At 47.1% G+C, this 21659-nt stretch carries 21 protein-coding genes and 3 pseudogenes; 3 read left to right on the forward strand and 21 right to left on the reverse strand.

Translation table 11 applies throughout. From position 1 onward, the window contains the following. Window positions 1–200: 200 nt before the first annotated feature. Entirely contained in the window at window positions 201–479 is a 279-nt protein-coding gene (locus tag KNO68_RS04495; RefSeq protein ID WP_029336155.1) for a DUF1905 domain-containing protein, read from the forward strand. Window positions 480–962: 483 nt separating this feature from the next. Here the strand turns inward: KNO68_RS04495 and KNO68_RS04500 are convergent. From KNO68_RS04500 to KNO68_RS04530, 7 genes and pseudogenes are all read right to left on the reverse strand, one after another. Beyond that, a pseudogene (locus KNO68_RS04500) lies at window positions 963–2311 on the reverse strand (dihydrolipoyl dehydrogenase family protein). 379 nt (window positions 2312–2690) lie between these two features. Next, window positions 2691–4331, reverse strand: a complete 1641-nt coding sequence (merA, locus tag KNO68_RS04505) for a mercury(II) reductase (protein WP_034781970.1) — start codon at window positions 4329–4331, stop codon at window positions 2691–2693. A 16-nt stretch (window positions 4332–4347) separates the two neighbouring features. Next, window positions 4348–4728, reverse strand: coding sequence for a mercury resistance system substrate-binding protein MerP (merP, locus tag KNO68_RS04510; RefSeq protein ID WP_058765831.1), 381 nt, complete (start codon window positions 4726–4728; stop codon window positions 4348–4350). Window positions 4729–4744: 16 nt separating this feature from the next. Further along, window positions 4745–5047, reverse strand: coding sequence for a mercuric transport protein MerT (merT, locus tag KNO68_RS04515; RefSeq protein ID WP_034781975.1), 303 nt, complete (start codon window positions 5045–5047; stop codon window positions 4745–4747). Next, window positions 5044–5277 (reverse strand): annotated as a pseudogene (locus tag KNO68_RS15090) (hypothetical protein); the annotation flags it as partial. The pseudogene KNO68_RS15090 and the gene merT, both read right to left, overlap by 4 nt. A gap of 53 nt (window positions 5278–5330) precedes the next feature. After that, complete coding sequence (merR1, locus tag KNO68_RS04525; RefSeq protein ID WP_034781979.1) at window positions 5331–5729, reverse strand: mercury resistance transcriptional regulator MerR1; 399 nt, start codon at window positions 5727–5729, stop codon at window positions 5331–5333. A 620-nt stretch (window positions 5730–6349) separates the two neighbouring features. Continuing rightward, window positions 6350–6970 carry a hypothetical protein gene (locus tag KNO68_RS04530; RefSeq protein ID WP_068869109.1) on the reverse strand — a complete coding sequence of 207 codons (621 nt, stop codon included), beginning with the start codon at window positions 6968–6970 and terminating at the stop codon, window positions 6350–6352. Between the two features lie 475 nt (window positions 6971–7445). Between KNO68_RS04530 and KNO68_RS15135 the strand changes: the two are divergent. Further along, a pseudogene (locus KNO68_RS15135) lies at window positions 7446–7626 on the forward strand (DHH family phosphoesterase); the annotation flags it as partial. Window positions 7627–7968: 342 nt separating this feature from the next. Here KNO68_RS15135 and KNO68_RS04540 read toward each other — a convergent pair. After that, a complete protein-coding gene (locus tag KNO68_RS04540) occupies window positions 7969–8196 on the reverse strand; it encodes an Lrp/AsnC ligand binding domain-containing protein (protein ID WP_214686849.1) in 228 nt (75 codons plus the stop codon). Window positions 8197–8256: 60 nt separating this feature from the next. Between KNO68_RS04540 and KNO68_RS14955 the strand changes: the two genes are divergently transcribed. After that, the gene (locus KNO68_RS14955; RefSeq protein WP_270810937.1) at window positions 8257–8484 is read left to right on the forward strand and encodes a PRD domain-containing protein; all 228 of its coding nucleotides are present in this window, start codon (window positions 8257–8259) and stop codon (window positions 8482–8484) included. A gap of 227 nt (window positions 8485–8711) precedes the next feature. Here the strand turns inward: KNO68_RS14955 and KNO68_RS04550 are convergent, their stop codons facing one another. From KNO68_RS04550 to KNO68_RS04610, 13 genes are all read right to left on the reverse strand, one after another. Beyond that, on the reverse strand, window positions 8712–10133 hold the full coding sequence (locus tag KNO68_RS04550; protein ID WP_211779491.1) for an MATE family efflux transporter: 1422 nt from the start codon (window positions 10131–10133) through the stop codon (window positions 8712–8714). 79 nt (window positions 10134–10212) lie between these two features. Further along, window positions 10213–10890 (reverse strand): hypothetical protein, encoded by a 678-nt coding sequence (locus KNO68_RS04555; protein WP_236355812.1) that lies wholly within the window; start codon window positions 10888–10890, stop codon window positions 10213–10215. A 50-nt stretch (window positions 10891–10940) separates the two neighbouring features. Continuing rightward, entirely contained in the window at window positions 10941–11183 is a 243-nt protein-coding gene (locus KNO68_RS04560; RefSeq protein ID WP_214686850.1) for a heavy-metal-associated domain-containing protein, read from the reverse strand. A gap of 142 nt (window positions 11184–11325) precedes the next feature. Then, complete coding sequence (locus KNO68_RS04565; protein WP_029595503.1) at window positions 11326–11601, reverse strand: glutaredoxin family protein; 276 nt, start codon at window positions 11599–11601, stop codon at window positions 11326–11328. Window positions 11602–11615: 14 nt separating this feature from the next. Next, window positions 11616–14075, reverse strand: coding sequence for a heavy metal translocating P-type ATPase (locus KNO68_RS04570; RefSeq protein ID WP_215112144.1), 2460 nt, complete (start codon window positions 14073–14075; stop codon window positions 11616–11618). 18 nt (window positions 14076–14093) lie between these two features. Then, window positions 14094–14315 (reverse strand): cation transporter, encoded by a 222-nt coding sequence (locus KNO68_RS04575; RefSeq protein ID WP_353047965.1) that lies wholly within the window; start codon window positions 14313–14315, stop codon window positions 14094–14096. 38 nt (window positions 14316–14353) lie between these two features. Then, complete coding sequence (locus tag KNO68_RS04580) at window positions 14354–14812, reverse strand: CopY/TcrY family copper transport repressor (protein WP_214730660.1); 459 nt, start codon at window positions 14810–14812, stop codon at window positions 14354–14356. A gap of 988 nt (window positions 14813–15800) precedes the next feature. Continuing rightward, window positions 15801–16745: a glycoside hydrolase family 43 protein gene (locus KNO68_RS04585; RefSeq protein ID WP_215112145.1), complete on the reverse strand. Its 945-nt coding sequence runs from the start codon at window positions 16743–16745 to the stop codon at window positions 15801–15803. Next, complete coding sequence (locus KNO68_RS04590; protein ID WP_214684161.1) at window positions 16742–17689, reverse strand: glycoside hydrolase family 43 protein; 948 nt, start codon at window positions 17687–17689, stop codon at window positions 16742–16744. Before KNO68_RS04590 ends, KNO68_RS04585 begins: the two co-directional genes overlap by 4 nt. After that, window positions 17686–18855, reverse strand: coding sequence for a sn-glycerol-1-phosphate dehydrogenase (locus KNO68_RS04595; protein ID WP_215112146.1), 1170 nt, complete (start codon window positions 18853–18855; stop codon window positions 17686–17688). Before KNO68_RS04595 ends, KNO68_RS04590 begins: the two co-directional genes overlap by 4 nt. Then, complete coding sequence (locus KNO68_RS04600) at window positions 18852–19856, reverse strand: aldose epimerase family protein (RefSeq protein WP_214684157.1); 1005 nt, start codon at window positions 19854–19856, stop codon at window positions 18852–18854. Before KNO68_RS04600 ends, KNO68_RS04595 begins: the two co-directional genes overlap by 4 nt. A gap of 15 nt (window positions 19857–19871) precedes the next feature. Beyond that, on the reverse strand, window positions 19872–20111 hold the full coding sequence (locus tag KNO68_RS04605; RefSeq protein WP_143404767.1) for a DUF6171 family protein: 240 nt from the start codon (window positions 20109–20111) through the stop codon (window positions 19872–19874). Window position 20112: 1 nt separating this feature from the next. Next, window positions 20113–21636: an alpha-N-arabinofuranosidase gene (locus tag KNO68_RS04610; RefSeq protein WP_214684156.1), complete on the reverse strand. Its 1524-nt coding sequence runs from the start codon at window positions 21634–21636 to the stop codon at window positions 20113–20115. Window positions 21637–21659 lie beyond the last annotated feature (23 nt).

Here is a 21659-nt window from a genome sequence, read left to right on the forward strand (position 1 = left end):
TTTTGATCAATTTATCTGAATTGAGCCCTGTTTTATGCACAGTTTAAGCATGCATGTTAAGCACTCGTTTGAATGTGGCTGCCTAATGAAACTTCCGCTTTCCATGTCCATCTTTCAGGATAAAATGCGATTTTCAGCAGCGACAGATACCGCTAGCTCTTGATTCTTGATAAACTTAATGAGAAATGAGATGACTTATAATGATTAAAATAATCGACAATCAGAAACTCGAATTACAATACAAAAAGGGATTTGGAGCATGGACATATCACATTAGACTTCCTGGAACAGCCGGTATTAAAGGGAAATGGGGATACCTAAAAGTATCTGGGACCATTGATGATTTTGAAATAAAAAACATTAATTTAGCTCCAAGAAAAAATGAAGACAAGATTATCTCCATCAATCATGAAATCAGAGATGCGATTGGTAAAAGTGGTGGGGATATGGTGATGGTCACTTTATATCTGCATGATTAGCTGACTAAACAGATAAGTAGATTGAATTCCTAGGTTAGACAAAAAATCCGAAAATCCCTCCTCTGACGGTTAATCTTATGTTTTTATCCTATTTATAGGGTTTACTGAACCGATATAATCTTTCGTGACATCATTTATTTAGGGGAAAGAACCTGGAGGACGCTTATTTCTCCAGCACCTCGTTAAAGATTTTCATTGAACATCTGCAGCTGGTTGTGCTTTTTGTTTATAACACTGCCGTTAAAACCCTTAACTGCTCTTCACTAGCTTCATAAAAGCCGTTCGTAAAAGTACACTTATACAAACAAAAATGGGAGAAGATATGCTTCGAACTACCTCTTCTCTCTTCATATCAAAGAATTTTCACGTAACATAACGTAAATTAGGCGCTGCTTGAGATTATAGTAAAATGGATTCCTTAATAATTCATACTGACCCATTTAAAGTTTGTCTTTATTTTATTCTTTTGCCTAATTCATTATCTTATAGCATATACCCTAGATCGGAAGCCGCCGTTGGATAGGCATAAATCATCTGCTTAAGGTCCTTTGTCGCCAAATCAAATTGTATAGCTGTCGCAAAATGATTGATTAATTCATCTGCTTCCTGGCTGATCAAATGGGCACCCAGTATTTTGTCGGTTTGTTCATCAACAATGACTTTCACCATCGCATATTTTTCGTTAGTGCGCTTGTAAGTGTACCAGTCTGATGTATCAATTTTATTCACTTTGATTTGATGACCTTTTTCCCTCGCCTGTTCTTCGGATAATCCTACAGAAGCCAGTTTTGGCAGTGTGAAAACTACTGTCGGCATCACTTTGTAATTAGGCGACCGGTGATTTCCTTTGAGCAGATTCGATGCCACCACATGCGACTCCATCGATGCAATCGGGGTTAACGGAAGGCCCGCTGTTGCTGCTGCATCCCCGGCTGCGTATACTCTTGGGTTGCTGCTGCTTTGAAGGTATTCATTGACGGAAACGCCTCTTTTTTCGCGTTCCACATTGCCTTTTTCCAGCTGCATATCTTCTAGGTCAGGCATTCGTCCTGCGCCATGTAGAACCAGGTCGCCTTCCCAGTGAACCGGCTGGCCGTTATTCGACCCGTTTACGATGTAAGAGGAACCCTTCTTTTCAATCGAATTTACCTCCGTATTGAGATGCAGATGAATACCAATCTCTTTCGATTTCTCCATCAGCAACCCGACCAGTTCAGAATCAAATTGCTCAAGTGGGCGATCTCCCCGGTGGATGATATGCACTTCTGACCCTGCCCGGGCAGCGATATGGGCAAACTCAAATGAGATGTATCCGCCGCCGATAAACACCATTTTCGCTGGAAGCTCATCCAATTCCAGGAATTCGTCGCTATACGTGAGATGTTCCGTCCCTTCAATAGGCAATGGGGCCGGTTTGGCTCCATTCGCAATCAGAATATGCTTTCCGGTTAAGACATCTTCGCCTACTTGAATTTTCTCTTCATTCAAAAAGGAAGCTCGCCCATGAAAAGTGTGAATCCCTGCTTTTTGAAAGTTCTCCACTCGGTTATCCGGCACGGTTCAGTAAAGGTGCGTTTAAAAGCCATCAATTCCGGCCAATTGATGCTGGAACCGGAGGTGATGCCGTTTCCTTTCATTCTGTCGATGCCGTCAATCATTTCAGCAGCTCCCACCAGCACTTTTTTCGGATCGCATCCCCTCCGTGCACAGGTGCCGCCGAAAGGCCGTGAATCAATTATTGCGACTTTCCATCCCGCGTTATTGCACTTAGAAGCTGCAACGGACCCACCTGAACCGGTTCCAATGACAATCAAATCGAATTCTTCTTCCATTTCTCTCATCCTCTCCATGTAAAAAAAGAAATCGCTTTTCCTTTTTCCCTTCTATAGTGCTAGTCCTACTATTCCACCGCCCGTCCTGTCAAAAACCATGTACCTTGTTCATGGTTCAGTTTGTTTTCCTTTCACCTGAAAACCTTTCAGAACGGAGATGGCTTTACATGTGTCATTTTTTCTGCCCAACTGGCTAAAATAATAAGCCTCTCAAAACAAAAGGGACAAATCAAATGCGATTTGTCCTTAAGCCCCTGTTATTCCAATCTTCTTTCGATTGAATTTCAGTTATTTTCTCAGCTGATTTCTTTCTGTCTCATTTTTCATTAAGAGACCTATCCCTTATCTCTTTGCTGGCGATATTATCCTGGCCGATTCGTTAGCCGGCACAGCAAGACAGTTTGCTGACATCCTTGTCCAACGTGATGGCGGCCAGTTTCAATCCTTCAGCCATTGTCAGGTATGGGGCCATCGTATTTTTCAGATCTTCTGCGGTCAAGCCGAACTGTACGGCCAGTGTGGCTCCGTAAATTACCTCTCCCGCATTTTCAGCCACGACATGTGCCCCGAGAATTTTTCTTGTTTGCTGATCGACCACCAGTTTAAAGACACCGCTTGTTTCACGGTTCACTAGAGCTCTTGGCACGTTTTCAAGCGGCAGCACGGAAGTTATCACTTCGTACCCTTTATTCCGGGCTTGTTGTTCCGTCAGCCCGACTGTTGCAATGGCTGGGGTAGTAAACGTCACGCCCGGAACAAACCGCAAATCTACTTTCTTATTTGCCGAACCCAGTGCGTTCTCAACTACAATCCCACCTTCATAAGCAGCCACATAGACAAACTGCGGGCCTAAGGTCACATCTCCCGCTGCATAGATGTCGGCGTTGCTGGTCTGCAGATAATCATTGACCGCTACTTCCCCTCGCGGGCCAATCTCAACCCCGGCCTTCTCTAAATGGAGGGAATCCGTATTCGGCCGTCTTCCAGTGGCAACCAGCACTTGATCCGCTTCAATTACCTGTTCCTGACCGTTCACTTCAATATGAATTTTTTTCATATCACCGCTCTGTTCGACCTTCTTGTAGGTGACTCCCTTGACGAATTTTAGGCCATGCTTGGTTAAGGCTTCATCGGCGGCTTCCGAGATTTCCGGATCGTATTCTTTCAGCAGCCGTTCACTCCGCTGCATCATCGTCACATCGGACCCTAAGTTATGAAACAGCTGGCCCAGTTCCATCGCAATGTAACCTGAACCGATAACGGCCAATTTTTTCGGCACTTCTGTTACCTCCAAAGCGGTGGTACTTGTTAAATAGTCTACTTCGCTAAGTCCCGGAATATCCGGAATGGACGGGGCTGCCCCTGTCGAAATCAAAAATTTCGCTGCGGTATAGGCCTGCCCATTCACTTCGACTGTTTTTTCGTCCCTAAAAGCGGCTTCTCCGCGGATTAGCTCAAATCCGTATTCCTCAATCAGACCGATGTATTTTTGCTGTCTCATCCCGTCGACAAGCTCGTCTTTTTGCCCGGTCAACGCAGCTAGATCAACCGGTCCGGCGTTTGTCTTCAAACCGACAAATGGGTTGTTGCTGGCCAAGTGATTGATTTCCCCCGCACGAAGCATCGTTTTGGAAGGAACGCAGCCAATGTTGACGCACGTGCCGCCAACAATGTCCCGTTCGACGACCGCCACTTTTGCCCCTTTTTCAACGGCTTTGATGGCAGCTGAAAAGGCAGCTCCACCCGAACCGATAATCAGCAAGTCATAATCAAGGGACGAATTGTTTGAAACAAACTCGTTTTCTTCGGCTTCCACCGTCGCTTCCCCCGCTTGATACCCCGACTCGTCGATTGCCTGTTTCGCCTTCTCCAGTTTCCCTTCAGCGATTTCAAACGTCGCTTGTTTGCGGCGGTAATCGACTTCAATTCCTTTTGCTCCTGCATTCGCAAGAGCAGCCGCAACATGTTCTTCACAACTTGTGCAGGTCATTCCCTGAACGTTTACGTGAACTTTTTTCATGTGAAAATTCCTCCTTTTATTCGACGGGTAGCCCTATGTCTGCAACCGCCGTCTTAATGGTATTCAAACTGGTTTTCGTCTCATCAAAAGTGACTGTCACTTCCGCCGTGCTTCCGTCAACTTGAATATCCGTTTTACCGGCACCTTCTACTTCGGCAATGGCATCTTCCACGACAGATGGCGGGCAGCAATCCATAAAAGCCGTAACCATGAATACACCTGTCCCTTCGGTTGCCACTTCCGCGTTTCCACCTTTCTGTGCGGCCGCAACACCCATTTCCACTTTACTCCCCGATTCTTCCGTTGGCGGTTGTTGAACTTCTTGCCCGTTACTGCAAGCACTGATCACCAACAAAAGAGATACGACCATCATAATCCCAATTAGCTGTTTTTTCATATAAATTCCTTCTCTTTTATATTCCGCCCTCGACTATGAATAAAAACAGAAACATGCCGAAAACAAGAAACGACGTAATCCATAAACCAATGACCGAACTTTTCCTTTTCCCTTTTCTTCCATACACCTTATAAAAGGAGTAAGCAAGGAGAAAAAGCGTTAAGACGCTAAACAACAACCGGTATTTTAATGAATAGAAGGCTAATGCTCCTGCAAGACCTGTCAGTCCAAGGGGAAGAAAAATCAGCGGACCTAGGCAACAGGCAGCCATAGCAAAAGCCGAGAATACAGCAGCTAACTGCGGCACTTTTTCCTTCATGATTTTATCCTCTTCAAGCTGCAGCAATCATGTATCGGCGCGCTTTCTTTCTTTGTTTTCTGTTTTGATTCTGGATCAATTTTTCGCCAGCCCTTGAAAAGAGCAAAAATGAATAGCAAACTCATCAAGATGAAAATAACATCTTTAAATTCCATGAAGTACGACCCCAGTGCAGTTCCTGCAAACAAGGGAAGGAGTAAAACCAAGTGGCAGGGACATGTGATTAATGCGACAAAAAACCAGCCTGAACTTTTTCAATGTGTTTTTCATTCCGTTTCACTTCTTATTTCTTCATCAGTGTTTCAATAATGGGGCATTCGTAGATATCCTTGTTTTCGGGACACCTTTCTTTAAGATCACTTAACATCCGTTCAATTCGCTGCAAATCTTCAATTTTCCGTTGAATGTCTTCTATCTTGAGCACAGTAAAATCATACATATCCCGACACTTTGCTTCATCGCGATCGACGACTCCAAGCAATTTATCAATCTCCTGTAGAGTAAATCCTAGTTCCTGCATCCGTTTAATGAAATTCAATCGATCAACCGTTTCCAAACCGTACATCCGGTAGCCTTTTTCAGTGCGATCAGGCTCTGGAAATAAGCCGAGACGTTCATAATATCGAATGGTCTCCTTGTTCACACCGCATTTGTCAGCCAGTTCTCCGATACGCATTTGCATGCCTCTCACCTCACTTGTCATATTCCCCTCTAGTCGAGTACAGGATCTATACTTGCTTGATTACATTCCTGTCTCTTTTGAGTTGCAAAGTTATGTGCAGGATTTTCCTCGATTTATACAGAATAAACCCTGTACCACGGTACAAGGTCAAGTATATTGATTCTTTTTAATTTTAATTCTTCAACAAAGTGGACCTAAATGGTCGATGTATAAAAAAATAAAGGAAGAGAAAATGTCTCTCGGCCATCTTCTTTTTTTCTTCTAATAACCGATTGTTATGGGAAGTATATTTATTTCAAAAGAATGAGCTTCTTAATAGATGAAAGAGGCGATTAGAGAAGACCTGTAGAAAAAGGTGAATATCCGATTTCTTCCATAAGTTCAGAGATTTCTTTTTACACTCGTATAGTCTGAACGAAGTTTAATAGTAGTGGAAATAAAAGCGTTCGTAAAAGTACACTTACACGAACGAAAGGAAAGAAGCTTATTCCATCACTTCTTTCCTTCAGATAAGCAATTATATGTAACTGGATTTAGTACAATTCATACATAGAAAAGAGCTTATCAATATAGAGAAGAAGCTTTTCGGGCTCCATCTCTTAACTCCAATTTTGTTCGAATTAACGTGCTTCTGCATTCTGAACAATTCCCCTGCCGATACGGACAATCTGCAAAGACGTGAGCCATAGGACCAGTGCAGACCCCAGGCCAACTACCGTCATGTATGCATTTGCTTCATATCCGCCAATCGAAATTCTCTCCGGAATAAAAATCCAGGCGACGAGAGCGATTGCACAAATCAGTCCCCCCGTCAGATGATAAACACGAACGCCGAAAAGTGAAGCCAATGGGAAAAAGTGCACACCAACAATCAACGCCACGATAATTGGAATGAGTTGCGTAATTTGTGTCGCGTTACAAACAAAGATGGCAATTGCGATGGCAATCCCTTCAGCAGCGAAAATAAGATTAAATGCATTGCGCTGTTTTTTTCCGGACTTTGAACCAGCGCTGGTGCCAGAAAACTTCCTTCCCGATCGCAGCAGCAGAAAGCCCGTTGTGCACAAAGCGATTCCGATTAATAGTGCAATGATAAGCAATGCTGTTTGCGTTCCTCCCGGCCATTGCAAACCCATAATGCCAGTGTATGCCCATAATGTGCCGAATATCGCCATGAAAAATACGCCGTTTGCTGTTCCAAATATGGCTGCTTCAGGCGGCATGCGCTTTTCTTCCATCATCTGAATGTCCTCCTCCGTATTGTTTCCTAAGCCTAACTTACATAAATTAGCAGGGATATTTCTCCCTTTTAATATTATATCAGAATTTTCTAATATCTCTTATCTTTTTTTATGTCAGAATAAATCTGCTCGTAAATATACCTTGACGAAAAAACTGGAGAAAAGAGACGCTTTGATTGGCCGCTTTTCTCCATTTTGTGTTCATACAACTTCCGATAAAACACATGATATGTAAACTAGATTTGTTTTGGATTTACGATTCAGATTCAACTTGTCCAGGTACTCCACGTGACTTTTTTCCTTTTATATTTCCATATATTGTAGTAATACCGAACGTATATACGTGACAGAAATCAAATTTTTTACATTTGGTAATAATATCACCCTGTTTATTGAAGCAGATTTCCCATGAGTGATCACTTGGTAAAATTCCAAGCATTTGATGACAGATTTATTTTCATTCCGCAAACCAGTACCGAGTATTGTGATTGACGAACGTCTGTTACAAAGAGCCGAAAAAGTGGTACTGTTCGATTATCACCGCCGAGATGTAGAATTTATCGACAATACGCTACTTGTCTATTTGGAGCCATATGCTTCTTCTACAGCAGAACTCGTGACCGAATTGATCGAATATCAGCCGAAACACGACAAAATTTTGATTCCGTGTTTCTCCATAATCTCTCTAGTCGTCAACTCACAACTTAGTTTGTCTCTCACCACTGCCCACTTCACTTCACTTCACTTCACTTCACTTCACTTGAATATACGTTTTTGCCCACGCAAAAACACCTCCGATGCCAGCACTTTTTTAAAGTGGACCACTGCGAAGGTGTTTTTATATTGTCTCAAAAATTTAGGTTAGCCCAAAGTTAGATTTTTTTATGTCCAATTGTTATGGGGCAGTTCACAAGAATTTGAGCTTTTTCATAGAATTAAATGATTTTTCTAAGGTGTTTAACTGTCTCTATCAACTTTTGTACAGCTAGCGATATATTTTATACGTCTTTTATTGGCGAGAGACGCCGCTTGATTTCGTTGATAGACAAGTAAAGCGTATAATTCCCGTATTCAAGAATCGAATTTAGAAAGAGATTCAGTTCTTCCTGAGATGTCACTTTTATTTTTAGGTGGTAACATCCTTCTCCTGATACACGATGGGCTTCCACTACTTCTTGGCGCTCGTTTAGAAATTGAATAAACTTCTCATGATTGGACGTTTTCATAATGCTTACAATATTGAAACCGATGAAGAAGATATTCGTTATTCATGATTCATCACACATGTGAAATATTTCGCTGAACGCTTTTATGCTGGAAAAATATTGAATGAAGAATCCGATCAACTATTTGAACAGATTGCGAACATCTACCCAAAGGCCATGAATGGTTCATTCAAAGTACGGGACTACCTTAAACAGTTGCACGGTGTGACAATTCCTAATGAGGAACTAGCTTATCTAGCCGTTCATATTCATCGACTGACAACTAATATGGATTTGAATAAACAATAACTTTCTTAATTACCTGGTTCTTTTTGACGAAGACCAGGTTTTTTCTATACTGAACAAAAAAATATCCATTTTTTATAATCGAGCAGCTATAGGCCGCATGACATATGTGTGTTTTTCACCACTGATTCGATTTCTTTAGATCGGCGTGACGGGCTCCTTTAATAACTTTTTCAGAAAAGATAAAAGGAAAGAACAACTTTGCTCTTTCCTACAATTTCAGTCAAGTGTTAATAATTATTTATACATCGCACGTCTTCATGCTTAGTTTTGGGATGACAGGGCTTCTGCGGTTCGGATTCCACTACAATCCAACGCCCTCGGCTGAATTGAATCCAAAGGACGATCGCCTTAAAGACGATGTCTAGACCGATGGCGATCCACACTCCTGCAATGCCCATCTGCATCTGAATCGCCAATACATATACTGCCCCAGTCCGGATCACCCACATACCGATCGTGGTCAGATACATTGGAAACTTCGTATTGTTTGCTCCTTGGAATCCACCGGTCAATACAAGGACAACTGCTAGGAAAGGCTGGAAGACCGCTGCTATTTTTAACGCGACATCGATGTCTTTGATGACTTGGGGATCGTCGGTGAAAAGTGAACCTGCCCATCCTCCGAAGAAGAATAAGACGACCCCGAATAAGGACATGAAGCCCATCGCCATGAACGTGCTCAATCTGGCATATTCTTTGGCGGTCTCGTGGTCTCCCGCTCCGATGTTGCGACCGACGAGAATGGTTGCTGCTGTCGCGAAACCATATGCCAACATATAAGAGAACACCTCTAGATTCCCTGCAATTTGATGCGCGGCGAAGGTGTTCGTCCCGAGTACCACGATGAATCCGAAATACACGATCTGTCCGGCTCTCATGACCAATCGCTCGATAGCCGCCGGGCTTCCAAGGTTCACGAGCTCCAACTGGTGTTCGAGATCCGGTCTCCAGAAATCTTTCCTGAAGGCGATCACTTCCGTCTTACGAATATAGTTCATCAATAAGAGCGTCCCGACGAGCCGGGCGATGACGGTCGCGAGTGCCGCTCCGACGAGACCAAGTTCGGGGATGATCCAAAAACCGAAAATCAACATATAGTCGAGCACAATATTGACGACATTGATGACGATGCTTACCTTCATCGGTGATTTTGTATCTCCCGCACCTCGTAAGATACTACTGAGCACAAACATCAATGCCATCACGATCGATGGGATCCCGACAATTTTGAAGTAGGTGCTACCAGCTTCTAAAACGTCATTCTCCACCCCCATCAACCTCAGGAGAGGCTCAGCGAAAAATAGCGTCACGACCCCAAAGGTCACCCCGACCACGACAGATAGGACGATGGCCTGCTGCGCGATATGTCTCGCGCGCTCGATTCGTTCTGAGCCTAAGTTATTGGCGACATAAACGTTTACTGCCACACCGATTGCCATAAAGACAGCAAAGTAGATGGCGAGGATGGCATTCGTCACTCCTACCGCTGACACTTCTGCTAGGCCGATTCTTGAGACGAACAGCGTATCGACAAATCCGAGCAACGTTTGGAAAAAATTCTCGGCAATCGCTGGTAACGCGAGTAGAAGGATGAATTTCATCTTGGTTTTTCGATCACCATGAGTGTCCAGCCGCTCACTTTCTATCATCTGAGTCCTCTCCTTCGAAAATTATGCTTACAACGATTACAGGAAAGCGACCCAACGAGGAACCATGGGTCGCTCATGGTCAATCTGAGACACGAATGACGAAAGGATAGGTGTGCACAGTCCCATGGAACTGGAATTCGGCCCAGACCTTGTATAGGCCAGGTTTATGGAAGACCGTCTCAAATTCCGTCGTATCATGAGAAGAAGGATGCACATGGATAAACTGTTCTCCGGCTTCATCCAAGATGACGACATGACCAAGTGCTCCAAGGTATGGCTCCGGGTTACTTTCTTTGGTGTCATAGCTGAAGACAGTCGGGACATGCGCTTTTAAAGAGTCAATCGACAGCTCGACGGTATGACCTTCGATCGTTTTCGTCAGACGCTCATCCACTTTAAGTGACGATTCGATAGAGGAAGAGGACTGATGATCAATCTGTAAGTGAACCGGCTTCACTTGATATGCCAGTCCCTTAGGCTGAATATCCACGAAGAGTTTATACGCCCCTGCCTCAAGTTGGACGGGGTGCTCGAATCGACCCTCACCCTTTTTAAACGGATGGAGGTGTCGGTACTCAGTTAGGTCTTCGTTCACGAGAATCAAATGGAATTCCTTTTCATGGCTGACTTCGAGTTCCGGGGCTTGCTGATGTTGATCCTTTAACTCGATACTGATTTTCCCGAATTCATATTTAGCCTCTACAGACACTTCATTTCCCGTCAAGTTCTTCATATGATGATGTCCATGGTCTTTCACGTTTAACACTCCTTTGTGTAGTCCTTGATCGCACCGTCACTCGACCTCCATTACTTGCAGCAAGAACAGCCGATTTTAACGGTCGCCTCCGTTACCTCGTAGCCATTCTCTTGAATTGCGGTTTCAATCTCAGAAAGTGTGAGTTGGCTTTCATCGAACGTCACGTCCACCTCTCCCGCCGAAAGATTGACCTTCACTGATTCAATACCCGCTAACTTTCCAACGTGTCCTTCAATCTTATTGATACAAGATCCACAAGACATATTCGCTACCTGAAATGTTGATTTTTTCATTATATGTTCCTCCTGATTATTTAATTACCATACATGGGTAGGGTGTAAAAGTATCGATTTTTTTACACCCTCGCCACCTTATGTTCGTGTCCCTCATTGCGCGACACGCTTTCAACAGGTTCTGAGAGTGAGCTATCGTTGCTTATCGTAGCAATGTTAGAATCTCCTCTTTGTTGTTCTCGAAGCCAACAAAGTACTTCACTACTTTTCTCTTTCTGAGCATCCCTTTTTTGTAGAAGACAAACAGTGGTACGATTCGATTTCCTGATATCGCTACCATTTCTTGTTCAAGGTCAAGGTTCACACCCACATCTTTGTTCACATAAGAGACTGAGATTGTTTTTAAGTATTTTTTGGCATCCTGACAATCTGAACACGTCGGACGCGTGTAAAGTTCGAGCTGTAGATCTCTATCCATCCCAATTCCTCCTTTTATTTGATCATCGAAGGCTTAAATCGTTTCAAACGGAGTGCGTTCACCAGGACCGAGACTGAGCTTAAACTCATGGCCGCTCCAGCAAGTATCGGGTTCAATAAGGGCCCACCAAGAAGATAAACAATCCCCATCGCAAACGGGATACCCATGACATTATAGGCAAATGCCCAAAACAGGTTCTGTTTAATATTGCGGATGGTTGACTTGCTCAATTCGACAGCTGTAGGTACATCCATCAAATCGCTTCGCATCAAGACGATGTCTGCAGATTCGATCGCAACGTCAGTACCCGAACCGATCGCGATTCCGATGTCTGCTTGGGCCAAGGCTGGTGCGTCATTGATTCCATCACCGACCATTGCGACCTTCTTCCCTTCGGCCTGTAACTTCTTCACTTCGTTCGCTTTGTCTTCAGGTAACACTTCACTCAGTACCCGATCGATCCCGACCTGTCTCGCAATCGCCATGGCCGTACCTTTGTTGTCTCCGGTGATCATGGCTACTTCGATACCCATTCGTTGAAGTTTCTGAATGGCTTTACGACTGTTTTCTTTGACGGTGTCTGCGACAGCGATGATCCCTGCGATTTGTTGGTCAATCGCGATATACATCGGCGTCTTGCCTTGGTGTGCGAGTTTGTCTGAAGCGCCTTCAAGGACATCCAGTGAGATGCCGCGGTCTTTCATCAATTTTCTGTTTCCGGCAAGCAAGACTTTTCCGTCGATCAGTACTTCGATCCCGTGCCCTGGGATGGCTTCAAAACGATCGATATCCATGACACGCATCATTCTGTCCTCTGCCGCTCTTACGATTGCTTCGCCCAATGGATGTTCAGACCCTTTTTCAGCGGAAGCGGTCAAGCGTAACAACTCATCTTCTTGATGTCCATTCACTGTCACGATATCTGTCACTTTCGGTTTTCCTTCAGTGATCGTCCCTGTCTTGTCGAACACGATCGTCTGGACTTTATGGGTCGTCTCCAAGGCGCCGCCACTCTTGATCAACACACCATTCTCAGCACCTTTGCCCGTACCCACCATGATTGCTGTTGGTGTGGCCAAACCTAGTGCACAAGGGCAGGCGATGACCAGTACTGAAATCGTGATCGTCAAGGCGAAGAGGCCGGTCTGACCGCCTAAATACCATGCAATTCCTGAAAGGATCGCGACGACGATGACAATCGGTACAAAGTATCCGGAGATGATATCGGCCAGTTTTGCGATAGGAGCTCGAGAGCCCTGTGCATCCTCGACCAATTTGATGATTTGAGATAGCGCCGTATCCTTACCGACTTTCGTGGCTCGGTATTGGATGATCCCGTTCTTGTTGATGCTGGCACCGATGACTTGAGCACCCACATTTTTTTCAACAGGGATACTTTCACCGGTCAGCATGGATTCGTCTACAGACGTATTACCTGATAGAACCACGCCATCCACCGGAATCTTCTCACCAGGCTTTACGATAATCGTGTCGCCGACGATGACTTCGTCGATTGATACTTCTAACTCTTGTCCGTTGCGGACGACCTTTGCCGTCTTAGGTGCCAGTCCCATCAATTTTTCAATCGCTTCGGATGTTTTACCCATCGTCCGGACTTCAAGATATTTACCTAATGTGATCAGCGTGAGAATGACTGCGGCTGTCTCATAGTAGAGGCTATTCACGTATCCCTCATAACCTGAGAGGATAGCCATGGTAGCACCGACGCTATAGAAGAAGGCTGCGCTCGTCCCTAGTGCGACAAGTGAATCCATATTCGGATGCCCTCGGAACAATGTCTTAAATCCGACGGAGAAGAATTTCCATCCGAATAACATCACTGGGATGGTCATCATGAGCTGCAAGACAGCGAACAATTCTGGGTTCATCGTTGGATGCAATGCCATCGGTAGGGGTAGGCCGATCACATGCCCCATCGCCACATAGAGTAATGGAATCGTGAAAATCGCCGACCCTACAAATCGGTTCCACATCGATTGAATTTTTTTCAGTTTCTTTTCTTTCTCGGTATCTTGACTATCCGCTGATTCTTGGTCTTCTCTTGCCTCATATCCGGCGTTTGCCACCACTCGGATGACATCTGATACAGTCACCAGCTGAGGATCATATCGAATGACTAATTTTTCTGTCGACAAGTTCACATTCGACTCAGTCACACCCACCATTTTCCTCGTGGCCTTCTCAATCGTCTGCACACATGAGGCACAAGTCATCCCTGTGATGACAAATGATCTTTGCTCGGTCTCAGTTGAGGCCTTGTAGCCAGCCTTCTCGACGGTCGTCTGAATATCTAGCGGCGAGATTTTCGTCTCATCGTAATGAATGCTCAATTTCCCTGTCGCCAGGTTGACGTTGGAGGTCACTACGCCAGGCAATTTTTGGGTTGCTTTTTCAACTGTCTGAACGCAGGACGCACAGGTCATCCCTTCCACTGCAAATGTCTTACTCTCCATATCGTCTTACCTCCATTTTTATTGGGCCGATTCGACTTCGTATCCGACCTCGCCCACAACTTCTTTAAATTCATTCACACCTAGTCGTGATTCGTCGTACTTCACTTTTGCGATGCCTTTCTTCAAGTTGACCTTCGCACTTTCAATCCCATTCAGACCTTCAAGTGCTGACTCGACTTTGTTGACACAATGAGCGCACGACATACCTTTAATCGTTAAAATCGTTTTTTCATCTTGAATCTCCTCCTATTCAACACATTCATGACGTCATTTCAAACTCAATGTCTGGATCCACAGGAATGGTCCTGACATCTGCATTGACCTGGGGTACAAGTACATGGAATGTTTTCCACCGCTTCACCTTCCTTCATCTCAAGGATTTTTTTGAGATTCTCGATATCCTGTACACTTAGTGTCGCTTGTGTGATCATCGTTCCGATGGTGTTCCCGACATCCCTGTCACAGATATGATCGAGTAGATCATGTAACGTCTCTCTGATGACGTCGCCTTCAACGATGTTGGCAGAGTAGATGAATTTATTCCCCTCGGCCTCGGTTGAGAGCATCCCTTTTTTCACGAGCCTCCCTATGAATGTCTTCGTCGTCGCAGGCTTCCAGCTCATCTTCTTTTCCAATACCTCGATGATTTCTTTACTGGTCACGTGCTTTTGGGCCCAAACGACACGCATGACTTCCCATTCTGAATCCGTTATTTGTTTTTCGACATGTTCAGCCATTTGTCCAACCTCCAAATTTTAAGTTTACAATCGTAAACGTTTTATTTGTTTTTAGTTTACAATCGTAAACGTTTGCTGTCAACCATTATGTTTTCGGGTTCGATATTCAGTCGTCATTGGCTATATTCTTGTCTAGAAAACTCTTCAATGCCTCTACAGAGGGCTCGGGTGCTGTGGCTCAATCGAACTCTCCTATTTCTTAAAATCAAAAAAGTAGGATGTAATAAAACAAAGTAGGTGCTGCCTTTAAGGTTTTGTTGCTGAGTTCCTACAATCAACTTGATAATTCGATTGCTATTTTCGTATGGAGGCACCTTGGTTAATGAAAAAGTGTAAGAAGGGATACATTTCGACGACGAAATGTATCCCTTCTTACACTACAAGTTCCATTCAATGTTTGAACTCCCAAAAAAGCTCTCATCCAATTAATCTGAATATAGAAACTAAATGTATTGTATACAAAAAATAATCTAATGAGACCAAGGTGACATCATTCAGTATGTTACAAGAAGTAAAAAACATATTCAGTCTCCTATGGTTCAACGCTAAGTATCAACCAATTATTCGAGAAATTGATTTCGTTAAGCGATAAACAATTACCGGTCTCATGGGCAATTGAGAGGAAATATCAACTTATTTTCGAAGTGAATTTACTAAGCAACAAAATATAATCCACTAATCGATCATTGAAGTTCTATCTCTCTTTACGCTCACAAAGGAAATAGCGAACACCCCATCAATCTCTGCTTGCTCCTCTGTCACGACTTCTTCGATTTCGTACAGCATCCGGTTCTTGACCAGGTGCTTTCCTCATGTTGAGATAGGTTTCCACTAACCACTCTCCATCAATACAAAGCGATACGACGATAGTCTACTATCCATAAATTTTTGGTGACTATGCACAATGTACGCATTGATTTAGGGTTAGAGTGGATTCAGCGAATAACATCAAAGAAGGGGCCTATAACGTGTGAGCATCTGTTGCTGATTAGAGCGGCTTCCCGAATTCCGGGCGCCCTTCTTCATTCCACGTGAACACTTGTGCGCGTGTATGACGGTTCGGATCGTAGAGGGGATCCCCTTCGATTTCCGTATACGTCCGAGCATGGTAAATTAGGACATCCTCTCCCTTCTCGTTCACGGTAAAGCTATTGTGACCCGGTCCGAATTGATTCACGTCGGCATTCGTCTGGAACACCGGCCGGAACGATTTCGACCACGATGCCGGGTTTAACACATCAGCGTTCTCCGAGGCGCACAACATACCCATGCAGTAATTCTCATCGGTCGCACTCGCCGAATACGTGATGAAGATGTGGCCGTTTCGCTTCAATACAGCCGCCCCCTCATTGACGAGGAAACCACGTGTCTCCCAGTCATACTCAGGCTTCGTCAGCATGACTTGCGGCAATTTGATCGTCCATGGGTTTTCGAGTTCGGCGATGTATAAATTAGAGTTCCCCTCGATGGCCGGATCTTTTTGAGCCCACACCAAATAGTGAGTCCCTTTATGATCAAACACGGTTGCATCGAGTGCGAATGAATCCCACTCGGTCTGAATTTGGCCTTTTTCGGCCCATTCCCCTTCGAGCGGATTTGCCGATTCGTTCTCCAATACGAACATGCGGTGGTCGAACAGACCGTTGACGATGCCCCGCGACTTCGCGGCCGCAAAATAGAGGTACCACTTGCCGTGAATGTAATGCAGTTCAGGAGCCCAAATCAAGTCGCTCATCGGGCCTGTCTCGTGTTTGACCCATGCGATCACCGGCTCCGCCGTCCGAAGCGCTTGAAGCGACTTGGCGCGGCGTAACTCAATCAAGTCATACTCAGGCACCGACGCCGTGAAGTAGTAATAGCCATCCGTATGCAAGTAGACCCATGGGTCGGCCCGCTGTTCTAAAATCAAATGTCGATCCTCTACTTGGTTCATCTTACTACCTCCTCGTCACGTATCGGTCGGCCGAACACAGGACCGGCTTCATCCCAAATGAACGGTTGGACACGCGTATGTCGATTCGGGTCCCAAAGCGGGTCCCCGACAATTTCTTTATAGTTGCGGGCGTGGTAGACGAGTATGTCTGTCCCGTCTTCTAATGTCGTAAAACTGTTGTGGCCCGGTCCATACTGACTCGCCGCTTCATCGGTTCCAAAGACCGGTTCGGGATGCTTCGTCCAACTCGCCGCGTCCAATAAATCGCTCGTCACCGTAGCGCGCAGAAGGCCCATGCAGTAGTGATGGTCCGTCGCACTCGCAGAGAACGTGATGTAGATGTGGCCTTTCCGTTTCAAGACGGCCGGGCCCTCGTTCACGAGGAACCCAATCTTCTCCCAGTCATACTCCGGCGTCGCAATCATCGTCTGTTGCCCTGTGAGCGTCCACGGATTCTCCATCTCCGAGATGTAGAGGTTCGAGTTACCATCGATGGCCGGGTCTTTTTGGGCCCACACATAATAAAGGCGCCCCTCGTGCTCGAACGTCGTCGCATCAAGCGCGAACGATTCGCACCAAGTCCGGACCTGTCCTTTTTCGACCCATTCCCCTTCGAGCGGATTCGCCGAGCTGTTCTCGAGCACATACATCCGATGATCGAAGACGTGATCTTCTCGCGCGGCCGCGAAATAGAGGTACCATTTCCCTTGGATATGATGTAATTCCGGGGCCCAGATGTTCGCACTCATGATGCCCGTCTCACGTTTGGTCCAGACGACTCGTTCTTCCGCCTCGGTCAAAGCCGCGAGCGTCTTCGCCCGACGGAGCGGGATGCCCGTGAAGTCCGGCAACGAGGCCGTGAAGTAATAATAGCCATCTGTATGGCGCATGATCCATGGGTCCGCTCGTTGTTCCACTAGCGGATTCGTGATCGTCTCTCTCATAAAGAACGCTCCCCTATCTCAGATTCTGTTCGGTTCAAACTCATATGTTTTAACAGTGTGTGTCGTTCTCTCAAACGGTACGCCTCTCTCTTGCTACTCGCCAACAGGAGCGAGGAGACCCCGATCTCGTCCGGCCGCAGCGGTGCCTGTAACGCGTGGAAGATGTGTTCGAACTCTTGCCGCGTCGGCATCTGCTCGGCCCACGCCCGTAGCGCGCCCGGCGTGTCGGACCATTCAAGCATCATTGTTTTATAGGAATCGATGAGTTCCATCGTGGCGATGGCGACTTTCGTTCCATGGAGGACCGCCGGACGATGGTTGGCGATGAAGTCCATCTCCCAATAGTGGGACAAGTGATGCTCACCCCCGGAAGCTGGATGCGAATGACCGAAAATCAACATGGCGACTCCGGACAATAGTAACGACTCCATCAGTTGATCCAATCCGTCCGCGTCTCGTTTATAGATGGCAGGCAAGGCGTCCACACACGATTGTAACGCCTGTTCCGTCAGTGATGCGGCGCCCGGACAAAACGGTTCACCGCCGTCAAATGCTCCGAACCGCCAGTCCAACAAAGACGTGTATTTCCCGAGCATATTGCCGACCCCGGCCGCGATCAACGCGTCCGGCGCCTTCCGAATCACCTGACTCGGGACGAACACCGCAATCGGAGAAACAAGCTGGTACGTGATTTTCTTGCCTCTCACAATGAGAGGCGCCCCTTTTGACGTGAAGCCGTCCACTGACGGCGCGGTCGGCACCGAGATGAACGGTACTTTCGTTTTGGCCGCACAGAACCGGGTGACGTCATGAATCGTGCCGGCACCTAGCGCAATGAGCGCGTCGACGGTTTTATCTTGTTGAAGCAATACTTGTACGACCGAGCGCTCCTCCGCCAACACGTCGCCTTGCTCATCCGCTTGAAGCGAGACGAGCGACACATCAACTCCGATATCAATCAAGGCTTCTCGTAGCGGGAGAAACCCGACGCGCTCGGTATTCATGTCGGCGACGACGAGGAGACGGTTCCACTCTTTTTCGTGGACGAACGCAGCCAATTCGACCCAGACGTGTTCGGACGCGACCATCCGTTCAATCGTGATCGCGTGATGGGGGTTCCCGCAATCACAAGCTTGAACGTGTTCGTTAATCTGTTCGAGGTTCATCGGCTGACTCCTGTCTCGACGCGGTACGTCGTTTGCCAACGGTACGTGTCTCCCGCCTTCAAGCGAATCGACGGGAACGTTTCGTGGTGAAACGCATCAGGGAGGTGTTGCGGTTCCAGACAGACGCCGTAGTGACGTCTCGACGTCCCTTCACGCAATGAAGTCGTCTCGTTCATCTGATTGCCAGAATAGAGGATGATGGCCGGGGCCGTCGTCGAGATCGTCAACTCTCGCTGTGACTCTCGCTCATATAGTCTCGCTTCCCGTCGCTCCGCGAAGACGAACGGATGGTCATAGCCGTTGACCAATTCGTTTTGTGGATGGGTTGACTCGAGACCGTCCGCCAAGACACGACCAGACCGGAAATCAAACGCTGTCTGATCGACTTCAAGCAAGCGACCCGTCGGAATCAAATCATCCCGCAGCTCAGCGAACGTGTCGGCGGACAACGTAAGCTCATGGTTCAAGATGTCCCGCTCACCTCCGCTCAAGTTGAAATACGTATGGTTCGTCAAATCACACACCGTATCTTGATCAGAGGTCGCCTCGTATGTGATGGTGACGCCGTGGTCGGCCAGTTCGAACGTGGCGCGGACATCGAGTGTCCCGGGATATCCGTTCTCTCCGTCCGGACTGACGCAATGAAGCGTCACACGGTCGGACGTCCTCTGTTCGACCGTCCAGACGCGACGGTTCAACCCTTTTCCGCCATGAAGGTGATGGACACCTTCATTCGCAGGCACGTGATACGTCACGCCATCCAGGTCGAACGTACTCTGGTCGATCCGTCCGGCGACCCGTCCGATCGTCGCACCCAAATAATACGTGTCCTGCATGTACGCCTCGACTGTGTCGTACGACAAGACGATATTTTTCCAGCCGTCATCCTGAATCGAAAATTCTTGCAACGTCGCTCCGTAAGTCAATATGTTCAATCGATACACATCGTTCTCGAGCGTAATTGTCGACTCGTCAATCGCTGTTTCTAGTTGCCGCTTCATGACATCCACTCCTTTTTACCAAACGTTCACTGGGCAGTGCTTCGTCGCGAGTCGTGCCCGATACGAGACGTAACACCCACATTTCAAGCAAGTATCTTGTTGCTGGAACGGGCAAGCCGCGCAATGGGTGAGGCGTGCCTCATATTCCGTATCCGACACCTGCTCCATGACTTCCGCATCGATGGTCAACAGCCAGTCATGATCTGTCGTTTGCGGTGGACAGGTCCGACATCGCCGCGTCTTCGCCACTGTCATCTCAGCGGACCGCGATGGTGATGACGCTCATCGCTGGCACGTCGAGGACGAGCTTGCCGTCTTCCGTGACGGTCACGTCATGGTCCCGTGGTGAGACGAGGTCAGGTTGTTCGAACGTATTGTGGGCGTTCAAATGGTCTGCCGTTAAAATCCGGGCCGACACGACAGAGATGGCGCCGATTCCCCGTAAATCGATTTCGACCGTATCGCCTTGCTCGTGGTCGAGTTGGCAGAGGCTGATGTGGAGCACACCTTCCGCATTTCGCGAAGCGGTGGCGTTCACGGCCGGGATGGCTTCATCTTTGGCCACATAGTTACGTGTGTGCGCGGCGAGTTCGACGCGTTCGGCGTCTTGGTGGACGCTGTACATCTCGAACACATGGTATGTCGGCGTGAGGATGAATCGGTCTCCTTCTGTCAAAATCATCGCCTGCAACACGTTGACCATTTGAGCGATGTTCGCCATATGAACGCGGTCGTTATGGTTATGGAAGATGTTGAAGTGGACCGCAGCCACGAGTGCATCCCGAATCGAGTTTTGTTGATACAAGAAACCTGGGTTCGTCCCCGGCTCCACATCGAACCACGTGCCCCACTCGTCGACGATCAAGCCGACACGTTTTTCTGGGTCATACTGGTCCATGATCTGGCCGTGTTTCGTGATCAACTCGTCCATATGGAGGGCGCGCTTCAACGTGATGAACCATTCGTCCTCCGTGAAATCGAGAGCCGAGCCTTTGCCCAACCAGAAGTCACCTGGGATCGTGTAGTAATGGAGGCTGAGCCCGTCCATCATCGTCCCTGCTTCCCGCATCAGGACCTCTGTCCATTTATAGTCGTCAATGTTCGCCCCACCGGCGATTTTATAGAGTTTATTGCCGTCGTAGTTGCGGACGTACGTCTGGTAGCGGCGATACAGGTCCGCGTAATATTCAGGGCGCATGTTACCGCCGCAGCCCCAGTTCTCATTCCCGACGCCAAAGTACGTGAGTTCCCACGGCTCGGTCCGGCCGTTCTCTTGTCGCCAGTTCGACATCGGTGACTCGCCACCGAACGTCATGTACTCCACCCATTCCGACATTTCTTGCACCGTTCCGCTTCCGACGTTCCCACAGATGTACGGTTCACACTCGAGCAGCTCACAGAGGCGCATGAATTCATGCGTACCGAAGTGGTTGTTTTCGACGACCCCGCCCCAATGCGTGTTGACCATCCGTTTTCGGTTCTCGTTCGGACCGACCCCGTCCTTCCAGTGGTACTCGTCGGCAAAACAGCCGCCCGGCCAACGGAGGACCGGGATGTTCAATTTCTTCAAGGCGGCGAGCACATCGTTGCGAATGCCATCCGTGTTTGGAATCGGCGACTCAGGACCGACCCAGAGCCCTTCATAAATACAACGACCTAAATGCTCGGCGAAATGACCATAAATGTGCTTGCTGATCGTCCCTTTGGTTAAGTCGGCATTGACGATGAGCTGTGTCGTCCCTGTCGTCACGTGCGTCGGTTTGATGAGTTGGTTGTTCATTGTATCTCCTCCATGAAGAAGGG

Origin of the sequence: Exiguobacterium sp. s75 (genome assembly GCF_018617145.1) — a bacterium.
GTDB lineage: Bacteria > Bacillota > Bacilli > Exiguobacteriales > Exiguobacteriaceae > Exiguobacterium > Exiguobacterium profundum.

Coding starts and splice junctions, on each gene's coding strand:
- KNO68_RS04610 (WP_214684156.1), bottom strand. CDS start 21,636: ATGAACAACCAACTCATCAAACCGACGCACGTGACGACAGGGACGACA.
- KNO68_RS04530 (WP_068869109.1), bottom strand. CDS start 6,970: ATGATGGAAGAAAAGCGCATGCCGCCTGAAGCAGCCATATTTGGAACA.
- KNO68_RS04565 (WP_029595503.1), bottom strand. CDS start 11,601: ATGGATAGAGATCTACAGCTCGAACTTTACACGCGTCCGACGTGTTCA.
- KNO68_RS04540 (WP_214686849.1), bottom strand. CDS start 8,196: ATGAAAACGTCCAATCATGAGAAGTTTATTCAATTTCTAAACGAGCGC.
- merT (WP_034781975.1), bottom strand. CDS start 5,047: ATGAAGGAAAAAGTGCCGCAGTTAGCTGCTGTATTCTCGGCTTTTGCT.
- KNO68_RS04585 (WP_215112145.1), bottom strand. CDS start 16,745: ATGAACCAAGTAGAGGATCGACATTTGATTTTAGAACAGCGGGCCGAC.
- merR1 (WP_034781979.1), bottom strand. CDS start 5,729: ATGCAAATGCGTATCGGAGAACTGGCTGACAAATGCGGTGTGAACAAG.
- KNO68_RS04590 (WP_214684161.1), bottom strand. CDS start 17,689: ATGAGAGAGACGATCACGAATCCGCTAGTGGAACAACGAGCGGACCCA.
- KNO68_RS04550 (WP_211779491.1), bottom strand. CDS start 10,133: ATGATAGAAAGTGAGCGGCTGGACACTCATGGTGATCGAAAAACCAAG.
- KNO68_RS04605 (WP_143404767.1), bottom strand. CDS start 20,111: ATGACAGTGGCGAAGACGCGGCGATGTCGGACCTGTCCACCGCAAACG.
- KNO68_RS04580 (WP_214730660.1), bottom strand. CDS start 14,812: ATGGCTGAACATGTCGAAAAACAAATAACGGATTCAGAATGGGAAGTC.
- merA (WP_034781970.1), bottom strand. CDS start 4,331: ATGAAAAAAGTTCACGTAAACGTTCAGGGAATGACCTGCACAAGTTGT.
- KNO68_RS04560 (WP_214686850.1), bottom strand. CDS start 11,183: ATGAAAAAATCAACATTTCAGGTAGCGAATATGTCTTGTGGATCTTGT.
- merP (WP_058765831.1), bottom strand. CDS start 4,728: ATGAAAAAACAGCTAATTGGGATTATGATGGTCGTATCTCTTTTGTTG.
- KNO68_RS04595 (WP_215112146.1), bottom strand. CDS start 18,855: ATGAACCTCGAACAGATTAACGAACACGTTCAAGCTTGTGATTGCGGG.
- KNO68_RS04495 (WP_029336155.1), top strand. CDS start 201: ATGATTAAAATAATCGACAATCAGAAACTCGAATTACAATACAAAAAG.
- KNO68_RS04570 (WP_215112144.1), bottom strand. CDS start 14,075: ATGGAGAGTAAGACATTTGCAGTGGAAGGGATGACCTGTGCGTCCTGC.
- KNO68_RS04600 (WP_214684157.1), bottom strand. CDS start 19,856: ATGAAGCGGCAACTAGAAACAGCGATTGACGAGTCGACAATTACGCTC.